The following is a 13,891-nucleotide window of genomic DNA, read 5'->3' as shown; positions in this document are numbered from 1 at the left end:
CCGCTGGTCATGCCGTGTCCTCCGCCGCCGCAGACGCGGACGCGGACGCGGACGACGGGACCGGCAGGAAGACCGCGACCTCGTAGCCCCCGTCGTCCGTCGCCTCCGCCGTCATCTCGCCGTCCAGCATCGACACCCTCTCCCGCATGCCCGTGACGCCGTGCCCGGCGCCCGGTGACGGCTTGACCAGCCCGGTCGCCGGACCGTTCACCACGCGCAGCCCGAGCCCGCCGAGCACGTAACTGACCTCCACCTTGGCCGACGCTCCCGGCGCGTGCCGCAGGCTGTTGCTCAGCGCCTCCTGGACGATCCGGTAGGCGGACAGCTCGACGCCCTGCGGAAGCTCCCGCACCGCTCCGGTGACCGTACTGTCCACGCGCAGGCCGGCGTCGCGCACGTTCTCCAGGAGGCGGTTCAGGTCCGCGAGCCTGGGCTGCGGGGCGTCCGGGGCCTCGTAGTCCTCGGCCCGTACGACACCCAGGACCCGGCGCAGCTCGGAGAGCGCGATGACCGCGTTCTCCCTGATCACCTTGAAGGCGTACTCCAGCTCCGGCGGGGGGTTCTCCACGCGGTAGGGCGCGGCCTCCGCCTGGATGGCGACCACCGACATGTGGTGGGCGACGACGTCGTGCAGCTCGCGGGCGATCGTCGTGCGCTCTTCGAGAAGGGTGCGCTTGGAACGCTCGTGCGCGGTCACCGTCTGCTGGTCGGTCACCTTCTGCGCGGCCTCGCGGCGCACGTGCCACACCGTGACGACCAGCAGGGCCAGCGCGCTCACGAACAGGAAGGGCATCGTGTTCGTGCTGTAGTGGCCGTCCGGGAAGAAGCCCTCCGAGACGAGGCCGTAGGCCGCGGTCAGCGTCCACATCCAGGCCGCCGTACGGGGCCTGGTCCGCATCGCGACGACCGTGAGGACGACCAGCTGGGTCGCGAAGGCGCCGGGTGCCCAGGGCCAGTCGCTGTCCCACCAGTTCCCGAACTGGGCCGTGACCAGTGCCACCGCCAGGGAGGACCAGAAGGCGACGACCGGCCTGAGCAGCGTCAGCAGAACGGCGCCCATCCCCATGAGGCCGGTCAGGAACTGCGCCGTGTCACCGCCGCCGTTGGCCGCGAGGGAGATGAGAAACGTGAGCAGACCGGCCAGCACCACCAGGGCGTGCGGGAGCAGGGTGACCCGCTCTCTCAGCGCCGGCGGCAGATTCCGGGTGACGGGGCCGTCCACCCGCATCCCCGGAAGCGGGCGGAGGGCGAAGGCGTCATGGAACAGGTCCTGCCACAGCCCCCGGGACACGTTGATCGCGAGCTGGAACTCGGGACTGCGCGGCCGTCCGCCGCCTGGCTGTGTCATCTGCGTCTGTGTCATCTGCGTCTGGGTCGTCTCGGTCATGTACGAAACGTAGGCCGAGGCGGGGCGGCGGTCGTCACCAGTGAGATGGGTTCTGCGGCCTCCCTCTCAGGTACTACGGGTGTCCCGCGAGAGTCCTGTACGGGCCCCCGCCCCTACCAGGCCAGTTGGGCGATCTCCTCCGCCACCACCGCGCACGCGTCCGCCGCCGGGTCGATCAGGGGGAAGTGGCCGACGTCCTCCAGCAGCGTCAGGCCCACCACCTCGCCGGCCTTCGCCGCGGCCTCCGCGTACGCCTCGGCGACCGCCTGTGGCACGACGGTGTCCGTCCGGCCCTGGACCAGCGTCGTGGCGATTCCCGTCGGGAGGAGCAGGGCCGGGTCGGCGTACGGCTGCCGTTCCTCGAACGTGGCCGTGCCGCCGAGGAGTTGAAGTGCGGCTCCGGAGCAGACGTCCAGCTTCTCCGCGACGGTGAAGTCGGCGATCGGGGCCAGGGCGACGACACCGCGCAGCGGGGCCGGCCGCTCCAGGTACCAGGGCGCGTCGGCCGGCAACAAATGGCGGGCTGCCGCCCAGAGCGCCAGCTGACCGCCGGCCGAGTGGCCGGTGACCACCGTGCGGCGCGCATCGGCTCCCGGCAGGGCCTGCCGTACGAGGGCCGGCATCGCGTCCAGCGCCGCCGCCACGTCGTCGAAGGTGTCCGGCCAGCGCCCCGCCACCGGTCCCGTACCGCCCTGCGCCGGGATCGTGCCGCCGCGCCGGTACTCGACGTTGGCCACGGCGAAGCCCCGCCGGGCCAGGAAGTCCGCGAACGGGGTGATGTGCCGCCGGTCGTACGGGGCCCGCCAGGCGCCGCCGTGCAGGACGACGACGAGCGGGGCCGACTCCTCACCGCCGCGCGGTGCGTAGAAGTCGACGACCTGGTCGGGGTGGTCGCCGTACGCGGCGGTGGCGTCGGGGTCGACGGGCGGATGGGAGAAGGCCGACTCCTCCTCCGCGGCGTCGCGGGCGTCGTCCGGCATGCTCCAAGCCTCTCAGCGGTGCGGTGTGCGTCCCCCGGCCCGCGAGCTCTCGGAGCCTGCGGTCAACGTGCGCCGGGGCGCGGGTCGTTGGCGGGACGGTATCAGGCCGGTGACGTGCGTCTACACACCGCCGTGACGCTCGGTGAGGGGTAAACGGTGCTGCTGTTTCGTTACGCTGGACGCAGCGCACCGCGCGCCCGCGTCCGCGCCCACGTCAGCGTCCGCGCCCACGTCAGCGTCCGCGCCCGCGCCCGCGCCCGCGTCTGCGTCTGCGTCTGCGTCTGCGTCTGCGTCTGCGTCTGCGTCTGCGTCTGCGTCCAAGGAGCCCACCATGATCGCCGAGCCCGAACCAGGGACCACTGCCGAACCCGAACCGGAACCCGATCCGGAGCCCGGGACCGTCCGTCCCGGTGGGCGTACCGCTCGGGTCCGTACGGCCGTGTTGCGCGTCGCCGGGGACGTACTGGCCGAGCAGGGGTTCGCGCAGCTCGACCTGGCGGACGTGGCCCGGCGCGCGGGGGTCGGCAAGACGACCGTGTACCGGCGCTGGGGCTCGGTCACCGGGCTCGTCGCCGACCTGCTCGGCGACATGGCCGAGCAGTCCCTCCCCCGTACCGAGACGGGTTCCGTGCTCGGGGATCTGCGGGCCAACGCCGCGCTGGTCTGCCGTACGCTCGCCGATCCCCGGCAGGGGGCGCTGTTCCGGGCGGTGATCGCCGCGGCGGCGTGCGACGCGCGTACGGCGGAGGCGTTGCGACGGTTCTACGAGGTGCGGGTCGCCGAGTGGGCGCCTTGTGTCGAGCAGGGGGTCGCGCGGGGGGAGTTGCCGGTGGGGACCGATGCGGGGGAGGTCGTACGGGCTGTTTCGGCGCCGCTGTACTACGCGTTGCTGACGTCGGGGGTGGCGCCGGACGCGGCTGCCGGGGAGCGGGCGGCCGCGGCGGCGGTTGCCGCTGCGCGGGGCGGGGTGTTCGTGGGGTAGGGGGGTTCCTCGCCCCCGCCGCCCCTACCCGTTCCCGTCACTGTGTCCTCAAACGCCGGACGGGCTGAAACGTTTTCAGCCCGTCCGGCGTTTGAGGACGAGCGCGCAGCGCGATAGGGGGGCGAGGGGCGCAGCTCCATGCAGTGACGGGAAGGGTAGGGGCGGCGGGGGCGAGGAACCCTGCCGACGTCAGAACAGCCCGCCCAGCACCCCCGCCGCCCTCTCCACGTCCCCGAACCCCACATACAGCGGCGTGAACCCGAACCGCAGGATGTCCGGCTCCCGGAAGTCGCCGATCACCCCCCGCTCGATCAGCCGCCGCATCACCCCGCCCGCGTCGGCACACCGCAACGCGACCTGACTCCCCCGTTCCCCATGCCCGGCCGGAGTCACCGACTCCACCGCACCCCCGGGCACGTACGCCGCCACGCACTCCAGGAAGAAGTCCGTCAGGGCGAGGGACTTGGCCCGGACCGCCTCGATCGAGACGTCGTCCCAGACCTCCAGCGCCGCCTCCAGGGCGAGCATGGAGAGGATGTCCGGGGTCCCGACCCGCCCACGCAGGGCGCCGGGGGCCGGAACGTGGTCGGGCGTCATGCCGAACGGGTCGGCGTGCGAGTTCCACCCCGGCAGCGGGGAGTCGAAGCGCGCCTGGTGGTCCCGCCGGACATAGAGGTACGCGGGCGAACCCGGCCCACCGTTCAGGTACTTGTACGTGCAGCCGACCGCCAGGTCCACCCCGTGTTCGTCCAGACCGACCGGCAGCGCGCCCGCGCTGTGGCAGAGGTCCCAGACCGAGACGGCACCCGCCGCACGGATCGCGGCCGTCAGCGCCGGCAGGTCGTGCAGACGCCCCGTGCGGTAGTCGACGTGGTTCAGGAGCACCGCGGCCGTACGTCCGCTCAGCGCGTCCGGCACCTCGTCGGGCGCGACCGGCCGCAGCGTGCACCCCGTGAGCCGCGCGGCCGACGCGGCGATGTACCCGTCCGTGGGGAACGTGGTCGCGTCGACGAGAATCTCGTCCCGGGTCCCGCCGGGGGAACCACCGTCCCCGTCCTCGCCCCCGCCGGCCAGGCGCACCGCGCCCACGACCGCCTTGAACACGTTCACGCTCGTCGAGTCGCCCACGACGATCTGGCCCGGCGCGGCGCCCACCAGCGGAGCGATCCGGTCACCGATCCGCTCGGGCGCGGTCCACCAGCCGCTCTCGTCCCAGGACCGGATGCGCAGCGAGCCCCACTGTCTGCGCACGACGTCCTCGACCCGGCCGGGCACCGAGCGCGGCAGCGCGCCGAGCGAGTTGCCGTCCAGGTACACCGTGTCGTCCAGGACGAACTGCGCGCGCACCTTGCCCAGTTCGTCGGCGGCGTCCAGCGCGGCAGCCCTGCCGGCGAGCGACGTGGCCCCGAAGTCCGCATACGGCTCAGACATGCGACCGTGCCGTCCACAGCTCGGGGAACACGTTCTTGCGGGCCCGCTTCTCCAGCCAGGCCACGCCCGCCGAGCCGCCGGTGCCCGTCTTGGAGCCCATCGCGCGGCGGGTGGCGACCAGATGGTCGTTGCGCCAGCGCCAGACCAGTTCGGCGACATCGGTCAACGCCTCGCCGAGCCGGGCGAGTTCGGAACTCTCGTCGCCCGCGTAGAGGTCGGTCCACACGGCCTCGACCTCGGGCGAGGGCTCGTAGCGGACGGAGACGTCCCGCTGGACGACCGAGGCCGGTATCGCGTGGCCGCGCCGTGCGAGGAGCCGCAGCACCTCGTCGTACAGGCTCGGCTCGTGCAGGGCCTTCTCCAGCTCGGCGTGCACGCGGGGCGCGCCCCGGTGGGGGACGAGCATGGACGCGGACTTGTCGCCGAGCAGGAACTCCATCCGCCGGTACATCGCCGACTGGAATCCGGAACCCTCACCGAGGGCGCTGCGGTACGAGTTGAACTGGGCCGGGGTGAGCTGGCCGAGCGGCTTCCAGGAGGCGTTCAGCGCCTCCAGCTCCCGTACCGAACGCTTCAGGGCGGCCACCGCGACGGGCACGCGGTCCTCGCGCAGCGCCTTCGCCGCGGTCTCCCACTCGTGCACGATGACGGTGAACCACAGCTCCATGACCTGGGTCGTCACCAGGAAGACCATCTCTCCGGGGTCGTCGGAGAGGGTGTGCTGGAGGTGGGTGAGGACGTCCGCCTGTACGTAGTCCTCGTAGGGGGTCGTCCCCCGGAAGTCGAGATGCGGGGTCTCGGGCTCCGAAGCCACTGCGTGGGCCTCGCCGTGCTGAGCCTGTTGGGACATCGCTGTCTCCTGCTGTACTCCGGGTAGCGGTCCGCCCCTGCCGAATTCCGACACGGGGGCCCCGGTCCCCAACCGGCATCCTCCACAATCGTGCCCCGAAACCGCAAGGTCCGCCTGGTCACACCAGGCGGACCCGCACGTACGCGGCCCTCGACGGGCTCGGGGCTAGCCCAGGGTCTGGGCCGCCGCCGGGGAGGAGTCCTTCAGGAACTGCGCGCAGCGCTCGTACTCCGCCTGCTCGCCGATCGCCTGGGCGGCGCGGGCGAGACCGTGCAGGGCGCGCAGGAAGCCGCGGTTCGGCTCGTGCTCCCACGGCACCGGGCCGTGGCCCTTCCAGCCGCCGCGGCGCAGGGAGTCGAGGCCGCGGTGGTAGCCGGTACGGGCGTACGCGTACGACTCGACGACGCTGCCGCGCTCGAACGCCTCGTCGGCCAGCTGCGCCCAGGCGAGCGAGGAGGTCGGGTACTTCGCGGCGACGTCGGCGGGCGCCGTGCCGTTCGCGAGGAGCTCGCGCGGCTCCGGGTCGTCGGGCAGGTGGGTCGGGGGCGGTCCCCCGAGGAGGTTCTCGTGAATGGCCATGGGTTCCAGTTTGCGCTATCCGCGACCGCCGCGGGGTCCCCGGGTGGAGCTGCCCCGACCGAAAACGTGCACGAGCAGGCACTCGGGTCCGCCGGGCCCGGGGGTGAGCCCGGGACGGGCTGGGGATGGGCCAGGGATGGACCACGGGTGCGTCGGGGTGGGAGCGGGCCGTGCCGGTACGTCGAGTCCGCCGCCCCCGTGCATACGGCTCTCAGTTGGAGGGTCGGGCTTTTTTGCGGGAGCCCTACGCGGCGGACTTTCGACGTACCGGCACGGCCCGCTCCCTGGTCTCGTCGACGGGTGCCGGTCATCCGACCCGTCGACCGGTGCGGGGATGGAGAGAGGGCGCGCGGGCTACTCCAGCCGTCCCCGCGACCGGTTCGGCTCCAGCGGCGGAGCCGTCACGCTGCCGTGCGTGAGGCACTCCGGGCGCAGACAGCCCGGCGGAGGCTTGCGCACGGTCGCGAAGGCGATCACCGCGCCCACCACCAGGATGCCCGCGCACAGCGGCATGGCCCGCCGGAACGCGTCGTCGAAGGCGTCCGCCGACCGGTACGCCTCCTCGCCCATCCCGGCCAGCAGCGGCAGCGCGGCCACCGCGACGAGACCGGCGGCGCGGGCCGCCGCGTTGTTGATGCCGCTGGCGAGCCCCGCCCGGCCGGTGTCGACGGAGGCCAGCACGGTCGCGGTGAGGGGCGCCACCAGCGTCACCATGCCGGTGCCGAGCACCAGGACGGCGGGCAGCACGTCGGCCGCGTACGAGGCGTCCTCGCCCACTCTCAGCATCAGCAGCATGCCGGTCGCGCACAGCAGCGGGCCGACGGTGAGCGGGATGCGCGGGCCGATGCGCTGGGCCAGCTCGCCCGAGCGGGCCGAAAGGAGCAGCATCAGGACGGTGGTCGGCAGCAGCGCCGTACCGGCGCCGAGGGCCGAGTAGCCGGCCACGACCTGGAGCTGGACCGCGGAGAGGAAGAAGAACCCGCCGAAGGCCGCGTACACGCACAGGGTGACGACGTTGACCGCGGTGAACTGGCGGGACGCGAAGATGTCGAGCGGCATCATCGGGTCGGGCCGCCGCTTCTCCACGGCCACGAAGGCGACGCCCGCCGCGACCCCGGCCGCCGCCGTCACCGCGACGACGGGCACCGAACCGCCGGGCGCCTCGATGAGCGCGTACGTCACCAGGGCCAGCGACAGTGCGCCGAGGGCTGCCCCGAGCACGTCGAAGCCGCGCCCGTGGACCCGGTCGTCCCTCGACTCCGGTACGTGTCTCAGGGCGATCGGGGCGCACAGCAGGGCGAGCGGGACGTTCAGCAGGAACACCCAGCGCCAGCCGGGGCCGTCCACCAGCCAGCCGCCGAGGAAGGGGCCGACCGCCGCGCCGATGCCGCCGAACCCGGACCACAGGCCGACGGCCCGCGCCCGGTCCTCCGGGTGGAACGACGCCTGGATGAGGGCCAGCGAGCCGGGGGTGAGCAGCGCGCCGCCGACGCCCTGGAGGGCGCGGGCGGCGACGAGCACGCCCGCGTTCGGTGCGAGCCCGCACAGCAGGGAGGCCGCCGCGAACCACACCACGCCGACGACGAACACCTTCCGCCGTCCGAAGCGGTCGCCCAGGGCGCCGCCCAGCAGGATGAGTCCCGCGAGGGTCAGCATGTAGGCGTTGACGGTCCACTGCAGGCCGGCCAGGTCGGCGTCGAGGTCGCGGCCGATCGTCGGCAGCGCCACGTTCACCACGGTCGAGTCCAGCATCGCCATGCTGGAGCCGAGGACCGTCGTCAGCAGGATCCACTTGCCCGTGGAGGAGGACATCCGGACAGCCGGGGACGGCGTCGGAGAGGAGGCCGGCGACGAGGCCGGGGACTCCTTCGACGGGTCCGGTGGGGGCGTTGGGGCAGCCATGTTCCGGATCATACGGACATACGGCGGGGCCCGGCCGTCCCTGTGGACAACCGGGCCCCGCCTACGCGAAGAGGCGCTTACTTGATCTTCGTACCCGTGGAACGCAGGTGACCGCAGGCCTGCGTGACGCGCGCGGCCATCGAGCCCTCGGCGAGCTTGCCCCAGGTGCGGGGGTCGTACGTCTTCTTGTTGCCGACCTCGCCGTCGACCTTCAGGACACCGTCGTAGTTGCGGAACATGTGGTCCGCGACCGGGCGCGTGAACGCGTACTGGGTGTCCGTGTCGATGTTCATCTTCACGACGCCGTTCTCCAGGGCCGTGCGGATCTCCTCCTCCGAGGAGCCGGAGCCGCCGTGGAAGACGAAGTCGAACGGGGACGGCTTGTTGTACTTCGCCGCCACGCCCTCGTTCAGCTCCTTGAGGAGCTCGGGGCGCAGGACGACGTTGCCCGGCTTGTAGACGCCGTGCACGTTGCCGAAGGACGCGGCCAGCAGGTAGCGGCCCTTCTCGCCCAGGCCCAGGGCCTCGACGGTACGGAACGCGTCGTCGACCGTGGTGTAGAGGGAGTCGTTGATCTCGTGCGTGACGCCGTCCTCCTCACCACCGGTCGGGGTGATCTCCACCTCAAGGATGATCTTCGCGGCGGCGGCGCGGGCCAGCAGTTCCTGGGCGATGGCCAGGTTGTCGGCGAGGGTCTCCGCGGAGCCGTCCCACATGTGGGACTGGAACAGCGGGTTCCGGCCGGCCTTGACGCGCTCCTCGGAGACCGCGAGCAGCGGACGCACGTACCCGTCGAGCTTGTCCTTCGGGCAGTGGTCCGTGTGCAGGGCGACCGTGACGTCGTACTTCGCGGCGACGATGTGCGCGAACTCGGCCAGCGCCACCGCGCCGGTGACCATGTCCTTCTTGTGCTGGCCGCCCAGGAACTCCGCACCGCCGGTGGAGATCTGGATGATGCCGTCGCTCTCGGCCTCCGCGAAGCCGCGGAGCGCAGCGTGCAGGGTCTGCGTCGAGGTCACATTGATGGCCGGGTAGGCGAACTTGCCTGCCTTCGCCCGGTCGAGCATCTCGTTGTAGACCTCGGGGGTTGCGATGGGCATCTGTCCGCTCCTTGTATGTGCGGGTGGCGTTCTGCTGAGAACCCTGACCTAGGGGGCGACGTCATCGTCGGCCCCATCCTTCCAGACCCGACCGGATGCTCCGGCCTTGCTCCGGCCTTGCTCCAGCCTTGCTGCGGGCTTGCTCCAGCCTTGCTGCGGGCTTGCTGCGGGCTTGCTGCGGGCTTGCTGCGGGCTCGCTCAGGCCTCGCTCAGGCGAGACCCAGTTCGTCCTTGGAGTAGGCGAAGAGGTAAGGCACCCCGGCGGCTTCCCGGATCTTCTCCGCGGCGCCGGTGGCGCGGTCGACGATGGTCGCCACGCCGACGACCTCCGCGCCGGCCTCGCGCACGGCCTCGACGGCGGCGAGCGGGGAGCCGCCGGTCGTCGAGGTGTCCTCCACGACGAGCACGCGGCGGCCCGCGATGTCCGGGCCCTCGACCCTGCGCTGCAGGCCGTGCGCCTTCGCCTCCTTGCGGACGACGAAGGCGTCGACGCGCCGGCCGCGCGCGTGGGCGGCGTGCAGCAGGGCTCCGGCCACCGGGTCGGCGCCCATGGTGAGGCCGCCGACCGCGTCGAAGTCCAGGTCCGCGGTCAGGTCGAGGAGCACCTGGCCGACCAGCGGGGCGGCCTCGCCGTCCAGGGTGATCCGCCGCAGGTCGACGTAGTAGTCGGCCTCGATACCGGAGGAGAGGGTCACCTTGCCGTGCACCACGGCCTTGTCCTTGATCTGCTGCAGCAGCTCGCCGCGTACGTCGTCGCTCATGCGGGTCAGCTTAGAGGCGGCGCCAGGTCCAGGTGGTGGCGGCTTCCAGGGGGTCGATGGGCGTGACCAGGCGGGGCAGGGTGTTCAGGCCGTTGGGCGGCCCGGTCTGCGGCTCCACGCACACGGCCGCCTCCTGCTCGTCGTACACGACGACCCACTGCTCGCGGCTGGCCACGTTCAGCTCCAGCCGGCCCGGCCAGGTGAGAGTGACGTCGACGCCGTCGGGCATCCCGAAGCAGTCGTCCCAGGGGCTCGGCCGCGGGTCGATCCGGCGGCCGGTCGGCAGATGGTCGTCGCCGCGCTCCTCCTGCCACTGGGCAGTGAAGTCGACGCGCACGCCGGCGTCCTCGGCCTCTCCGCCGCCCCCGAGGGTGCGGTTGAACCAGGGATGCCAGCCGATCTGCGCCGGGAACGAATCGCCGTACGTCTCCACCGACATGGTGAGCGTCAGGGAGTCCTCGGTCAGCTTGACGACCTGGGTGACACGGCCGGCGTACGGCCAGGGGTCGACGAGGTCGTACGTGATGACGGCTTCGTCGGCACTCCTGCGGGCGATGCGCCAGGCGGCGTCGCGGGCGGTGCCGTGGATGGCGTGGGGTGGGGAGTTGAGGGGGAGCTGGTGGGGGATGGAGCCGTTCAGGAAGCGGCCGTCCCTGGTGCGACCGCACCACGGGACCATGGGGAAGCAGCCGAACTTGTCGCCCTGGCGCAGCAGTTCGACGCCGTCGACCTTCAGTCCGCCGATCCGTCCGCCGTTGCCCGGCTGCACGGTCGCTTGCGCGTCGCCGACGGTCAGCGTGATGTCTTCGTTACTCACGCGACGACCCTACGGGGTGCACCCCGGGATACGGGCCCCAGGGCCCCGCGGAACTGCGCGGCCCACCCCCACTGCCCACAGACAAAACACCCACCACGCCCACCATGCCGACTACAGACCGCCGTGGCTGACCGCGCAGTTCCCCGCGCCCCTGACAGGGCACCCGCCGTCCGCCGGCCGCGGGTCGTACGTGGCTGAGCGCGCAGTTCCCCGCGCCCCTTCGGGGGCACCTGCTCGTCCGTCGGCTGCGGGCCGGGCCCCGTAAGGGGCGCGGGGAACTGCGCGAGCAACCCCCACCCGCCCGCAGGCAAAGAACGCACCGCGCGCGCTATGCCGGCCGCAGGCCACCCGTGGCTGAGCGCGCAGTTCCCCGCGCCCCTGACGAGGCGCCTGCCGTCCGCCGGCCGCGGGACGGGCGCGGTCCCCGCACACCCGGGGCGGGCCCCGTAGGGGCGCGGGGAACTGCGCGGGCAACCCCCACCGGGCCGCAGGTAAGAAACGAGCAGCCCGCGGCCAGCGGTCAGTGGCGTTTGCGGAGGGCCCGGCCCACCACGATCGCCGAGGCCAGCGCCAGCGCCGCCGCGGGCGCGGCCCAGCGCAGGACCGCTCCGCCGCCCGCGGACTCGGGCGCCGGCACGGGCGCGTACCGACCCCGCGGCGGCGCATGGTCGACCTCCTCCGCGCTGCGGCCGATCATCGTGCGCCGCGCGTGCGCCGCCTCGGCGGGTGCCCCCGGCGGCATGCTCCCGTCGTCCTCGAAGCCGCCGACGAAGTCGCCTTCGGCGAACGGCACGTGCGACGAGGGGTGATCCGACACCGGCTCGGGGTCGGACTCGGGGTCGACGGACGCCTCCTCAGGTTCCGGTTCCGGTTCCGGCTCCGGCTCCGGCTCCGGCTCCGGCGCCAGGTGTTCCGCGAACCGGTTCAGCAGGCGGGTCGTCGCCGACGCCACCTCGTCCGCCGGCAGGTCGGCGATACGGCCGTCGGCCGAGACCGTACCGGTGAAGGTGAGCGCCGAGCCCCCCTCGGCAGGCAGCACGGTCAGCGTGAGCGCGAGCTTCACCGCCCCCGACCCCCGCGCCTCCGTCGCGTCGGCCTCGACCGCGTACGAGCCGTCGTCCCGCGCGGAGACGCCGAGCGTCCCCCGGTACGTGATGGAGTGCCCGCCGATCCGTACCTTCAGGCGGCCTGAGACGGGCGCCGTCCCCGCGTCCTGCTGGAGACCGGGCAGCGCCCGCGCGACCCGTGCGGGATCGGCGAGAGCCTCGCGCAGACGCTCGACGGGAACCGGAACGAACACCTCATGCTCCATGTCGGCCGAGCCTACCCAGCACCGCCCGCACCGCACCCGTACATGCGGGGATTCCCCCGGATCCGCCGCAGATGGACGTGCGGACGGACGCGCACGCCGACTCAGTAGGCGTATCTCGGGTGCACCAGTGTCGAGGGTGGCAGTCCCGCCAGCCGGGTGCGGGCCGCCGCCCGGACGCCCGCCTGGAGGGAGGGGACGCCCGGCGCCCCCGCCGCCGTGCCCAGCCGTGGCCGGGCGCGCGACGCGAGCACGTACCCCCAGTCGTGCGGAACCCGCGACCGGTCCGTCGTCCCGGAGTCACGGCCGCCGACCGAGTACGGCACCGTCCGCAGCCCCGCCGCCCGTACCGTCGCGTCCACGGTCCAGAAGGCGTGCGGCCGCGCCGCGACGGGACCGGCGTGCACGACGAGCCGCCCGCCGGCGCCGAGCACCTCGCTGGCCAGCCCGTAGAACTCCTGCGAGTACAGCTTCGTACTGGACGTGTTCCGGGGGTCGGGCAGATCGGAGACCACCACGTCGTACGCGTCCCGCGGGGCCTGCCGCAGCCAGCCGAACGCGTCCGAGGCGAAGACCCGCACCCGCGGATCCCCGTACGCGTGATCGTTCAGCGCGGACAGCGCCGGATCGGTGCGCGCCAACCGCACGAACGCGGTGTCGAGTTCGACGACGTCGACCCGCCGTACGCCCCGGTGCCGGAGCACCTCGCGCAGGGCGAGCCCGTCGCCGCCGCCGAGGACGAGCACGCGCGCGTGCGGGCCGTTCATCGCGGGGTGCACGAGGGCCTCGTGGTAGCGGCGCTCGTCGCTGCCGCTGACCCGCAGCCGGCCGTCGAGGTAGAGGTCGAACCGGCTGCCGTCGGTGCCGCCGGTGAGGACGACGTCCTGGACGTCGGTGTGCATCGCGACCCGGACGTCCCGGCCGTACATCGCGTGCCGCGCGGACCGTTCGAAGTCGTCGACGAGGACGGCGGCCGAGGCGAGCAGCGCGAGGACGAGAAGGTTGGCGACGACGAGCAGCCAGCGTCCGCGCCGGGTGAGGTCCTGCCGGAACAGGCCGAGGACGAGCGCGGCGCCGGCGATCGCGTTGACCGTCCCGGTGATCAGCGTCGCGGTCAACTGGCCGAGCAGGGGCAGGAGGAGGAAGGGGAAGGCGAGCCCGCCGGCCAGCGCGCCCACGTAGTCCGCGGCGAACAGGTCGGCGACCGCGCCGCCCGCGTCCTGTCTGCGCACGCGCTGGATCAGCTCCATCAGCAGGGGCACCTCGGCGCCGATGAGCAGGCCGATGGCGAGAGAGAAGCCGACGAGGAGGTAACTGGAGCCGTTCGCCCAGGCGCCACCCCAGTCACCGGTCCAGGCGAAGACGGCGTACAGGGCCATCGCGCTGCAGCCGCCGACCAGCGCGAGCAGGGCCTCCACGGCGCCGAAGCCGGCCGCGGCGCGACAGCGCAGCCGTTTGGCGAGGAGCGAGCCGATGCCCATCGCGAAGACCATCACGGACAGGACGACGGAGGCCTGGGTGATGGAGTCGCCGATCAAGTACGAGGCGAGGGCGACCAGTTCCAGTTCGTACACGAGTCCGCAGGCCGCGCAGACGAACACGCCGGTGAGGACGAGGAACCGGCCGGTCGCGGGCCTGACCGGCAGACGCGCCTGGCCCGCGCCGCGGCGGGGCGGCGGGGCCGTACCGGGCGGGGCGGGCGCGTGCGGCTCGATCACCCAGGGAACGCTACGTCACGGTTTCACTGCACCCTGTCACCCACACGTGTGTAAATACCGTCCCCGGCGCATACT

12 protein-coding genes are annotated in these 13,891 nt (G+C 73.0%); 1 reads left to right on the top strand and 11 read right to left on the bottom strand.

Annotated elements, in window-relative coordinates; genetic code table 11:
• Window positions 1-7: 7 nt before the first annotated feature.
• Window positions 8-1,387, bottom strand: coding sequence for a sensor histidine kinase (locus tag C6Y14_RS20000; protein ID WP_107018094.1), 1,380 nt, complete (start codon window positions 1,385-1,387; stop codon window positions 8-10).
• 113 nt (window positions 1,388-1,500) lie between these two features.
• Window positions 1,501-2,367, bottom strand: a complete 867-nt coding sequence (locus tag C6Y14_RS19995; protein ID WP_107018093.1) for an alpha/beta hydrolase — start codon at window positions 2,365-2,367, stop codon at window positions 1,501-1,503.
• A gap of 331 nt (window positions 2,368-2,698) precedes the next feature.
• On the opposite strand from C6Y14_RS19995, the gene C6Y14_RS19990 reads away from it, so the two are divergent.
• Window positions 2,699-3,349 (top strand): TetR/AcrR family transcriptional regulator, encoded by a 651-nt coding sequence (locus C6Y14_RS19990; RefSeq protein ID WP_107018092.1) that lies wholly within the window; start codon window positions 2,699-2,701, stop codon window positions 3,347-3,349.
• A 189-nt stretch (window positions 3,350-3,538) separates the two neighbouring features.
• On the opposite strand, the gene kynU is transcribed toward C6Y14_RS19990, so the two are convergent.
• The 9 genes from kynU to C6Y14_RS19940 all read right to left on the bottom strand — a co-directional run bounded on the left by kynU (window position 3,539) and on the right by C6Y14_RS19940 (window position 13,816).
• On the bottom strand, window positions 3,539-4,780 hold the full coding sequence (kynU, locus tag C6Y14_RS19985; RefSeq protein WP_107018091.1) for a kynureninase: 1,242 nt from the start codon (window positions 4,778-4,780) through the stop codon (window positions 3,539-3,541).
• The gene (locus C6Y14_RS19980) at window positions 4,773-5,630 is read right to left on the bottom strand and encodes a tryptophan 2,3-dioxygenase family protein (RefSeq protein ID WP_107018090.1); all 858 of its coding nucleotides are present in this window, start codon (window positions 5,628-5,630) and stop codon (window positions 4,773-4,775) included. Before C6Y14_RS19980 ends, kynU begins: the two co-directional genes overlap by 8 nt.
• Window positions 5,631-5,795: 165 nt before the next feature.
• Window positions 5,796-6,209, bottom strand: coding sequence for a DUF3151 domain-containing protein (locus C6Y14_RS19975; RefSeq protein WP_107018089.1), 414 nt, complete (start codon window positions 6,207-6,209; stop codon window positions 5,796-5,798).
• Between the two features lie 354 nt (window positions 6,210-6,563).
• Window positions 6,564-8,021, bottom strand: coding sequence for an MFS transporter (locus C6Y14_RS19970; protein WP_107018088.1), 1,458 nt, complete (start codon window positions 8,019-8,021; stop codon window positions 6,564-6,566).
• Window positions 8,022-8,188: 167 nt separating this feature from the next.
• Complete coding sequence (gene fbaA / locus C6Y14_RS19960; protein WP_107018086.1) at window positions 8,189-9,211, bottom strand: class II fructose-bisphosphate aldolase; 1,023 nt, start codon at window positions 9,209-9,211, stop codon at window positions 8,189-8,191.
• 209 nt (window positions 9,212-9,420) lie between these two features.
• Window positions 9,421-9,972, bottom strand: a complete 552-nt coding sequence (pyrE, locus tag C6Y14_RS19955; RefSeq protein WP_107018085.1) for an orotate phosphoribosyltransferase — start codon at window positions 9,970-9,972, stop codon at window positions 9,421-9,423.
• A gap of 10 nt (window positions 9,973-9,982) precedes the next feature.
• Window positions 9,983-10,789 carry an aldose epimerase family protein gene (locus tag C6Y14_RS19950; protein ID WP_107018084.1) on the bottom strand — a complete coding sequence of 269 codons (807 nt, stop codon included), beginning with the start codon at window positions 10,787-10,789 and terminating at the stop codon, window positions 9,983-9,985.
• Window positions 10,790-11,309: 520 nt separating this feature from the next.
• A complete protein-coding gene (locus C6Y14_RS19945) occupies window positions 11,310-12,101 on the bottom strand; it encodes an SRPBCC domain-containing protein (protein WP_107018083.1) in 792 nt (263 codons plus the stop codon).
• A gap of 101 nt (window positions 12,102-12,202) precedes the next feature.
• Window positions 12,203-13,816 carry a polyamine aminopropyltransferase gene (locus C6Y14_RS19940; protein ID WP_107018082.1) on the bottom strand — a complete coding sequence of 538 codons (1,614 nt, stop codon included), beginning with the start codon at window positions 13,814-13,816 and terminating at the stop codon, window positions 12,203-12,205.
• Window positions 13,817-13,891: the final 75 nt, after the last annotated feature.

The sequence above is a fragment of the Streptomyces dioscori genome (assembly GCF_003024195.1).
Taxonomy (GTDB): domain Bacteria; phylum Actinomycetota; class Actinomycetes; order Streptomycetales; family Streptomycetaceae; genus Streptomyces; species Streptomyces dioscori.
This window is presented reverse-complemented; position numbering and strand designations above follow the sequence as displayed.

Excerpts from the sequence above, each read along its gene's own strand:
- C6Y14_RS20000 (WP_107018094.1), bottom strand. The coding sequence starts at position 1,387 with ATGACCGAGACGACCCAGACGCAGATGACACAGACGCAGATGACACAG.
- C6Y14_RS19995 (WP_107018093.1), bottom strand. The coding sequence starts at position 2,367 with ATGCCGGACGACGCCCGCGACGCCGCGGAGGAGGAGTCGGCCTTCTCC.
- C6Y14_RS19990 (WP_107018092.1), top strand. The coding sequence starts at position 2,699 with ATGATCGCCGAGCCCGAACCAGGGACCACTGCCGAACCCGAACCGGAA.
- kynU (WP_107018091.1), bottom strand. The coding sequence starts at position 4,780 with ATGTCTGAGCCGTATGCGGACTTCGGGGCCACGTCGCTCGCCGGCAGG.
- C6Y14_RS19980 (WP_107018090.1), bottom strand. The coding sequence starts at position 5,630 with ATGTCCCAACAGGCTCAGCACGGCGAGGCCCACGCAGTGGCTTCGGAG.
- C6Y14_RS19975 (WP_107018089.1), bottom strand. The coding sequence starts at position 6,209 with ATGGCCATTCACGAGAACCTCCTCGGGGGACCGCCCCCGACCCACCTG.
- C6Y14_RS19970 (WP_107018088.1), bottom strand. The coding sequence starts at position 8,021 with ATGTCCTCCTCCACGGGCAAGTGGATCCTGCTGACGACGGTCCTCGGC.
- fbaA (WP_107018086.1), bottom strand. The coding sequence starts at position 9,211 with ATGCCCATCGCAACCCCCGAGGTCTACAACGAGATGCTCGACCGGGCG.
- pyrE (WP_107018085.1), bottom strand. The coding sequence starts at position 9,972 with ATGAGCGACGACGTACGCGGCGAGCTGCTGCAGCAGATCAAGGACAAG.
- C6Y14_RS19945 (WP_107018083.1), bottom strand. The coding sequence starts at position 12,101 with ATGGAGCATGAGGTGTTCGTTCCGGTTCCCGTCGAGCGTCTGCGCGAG.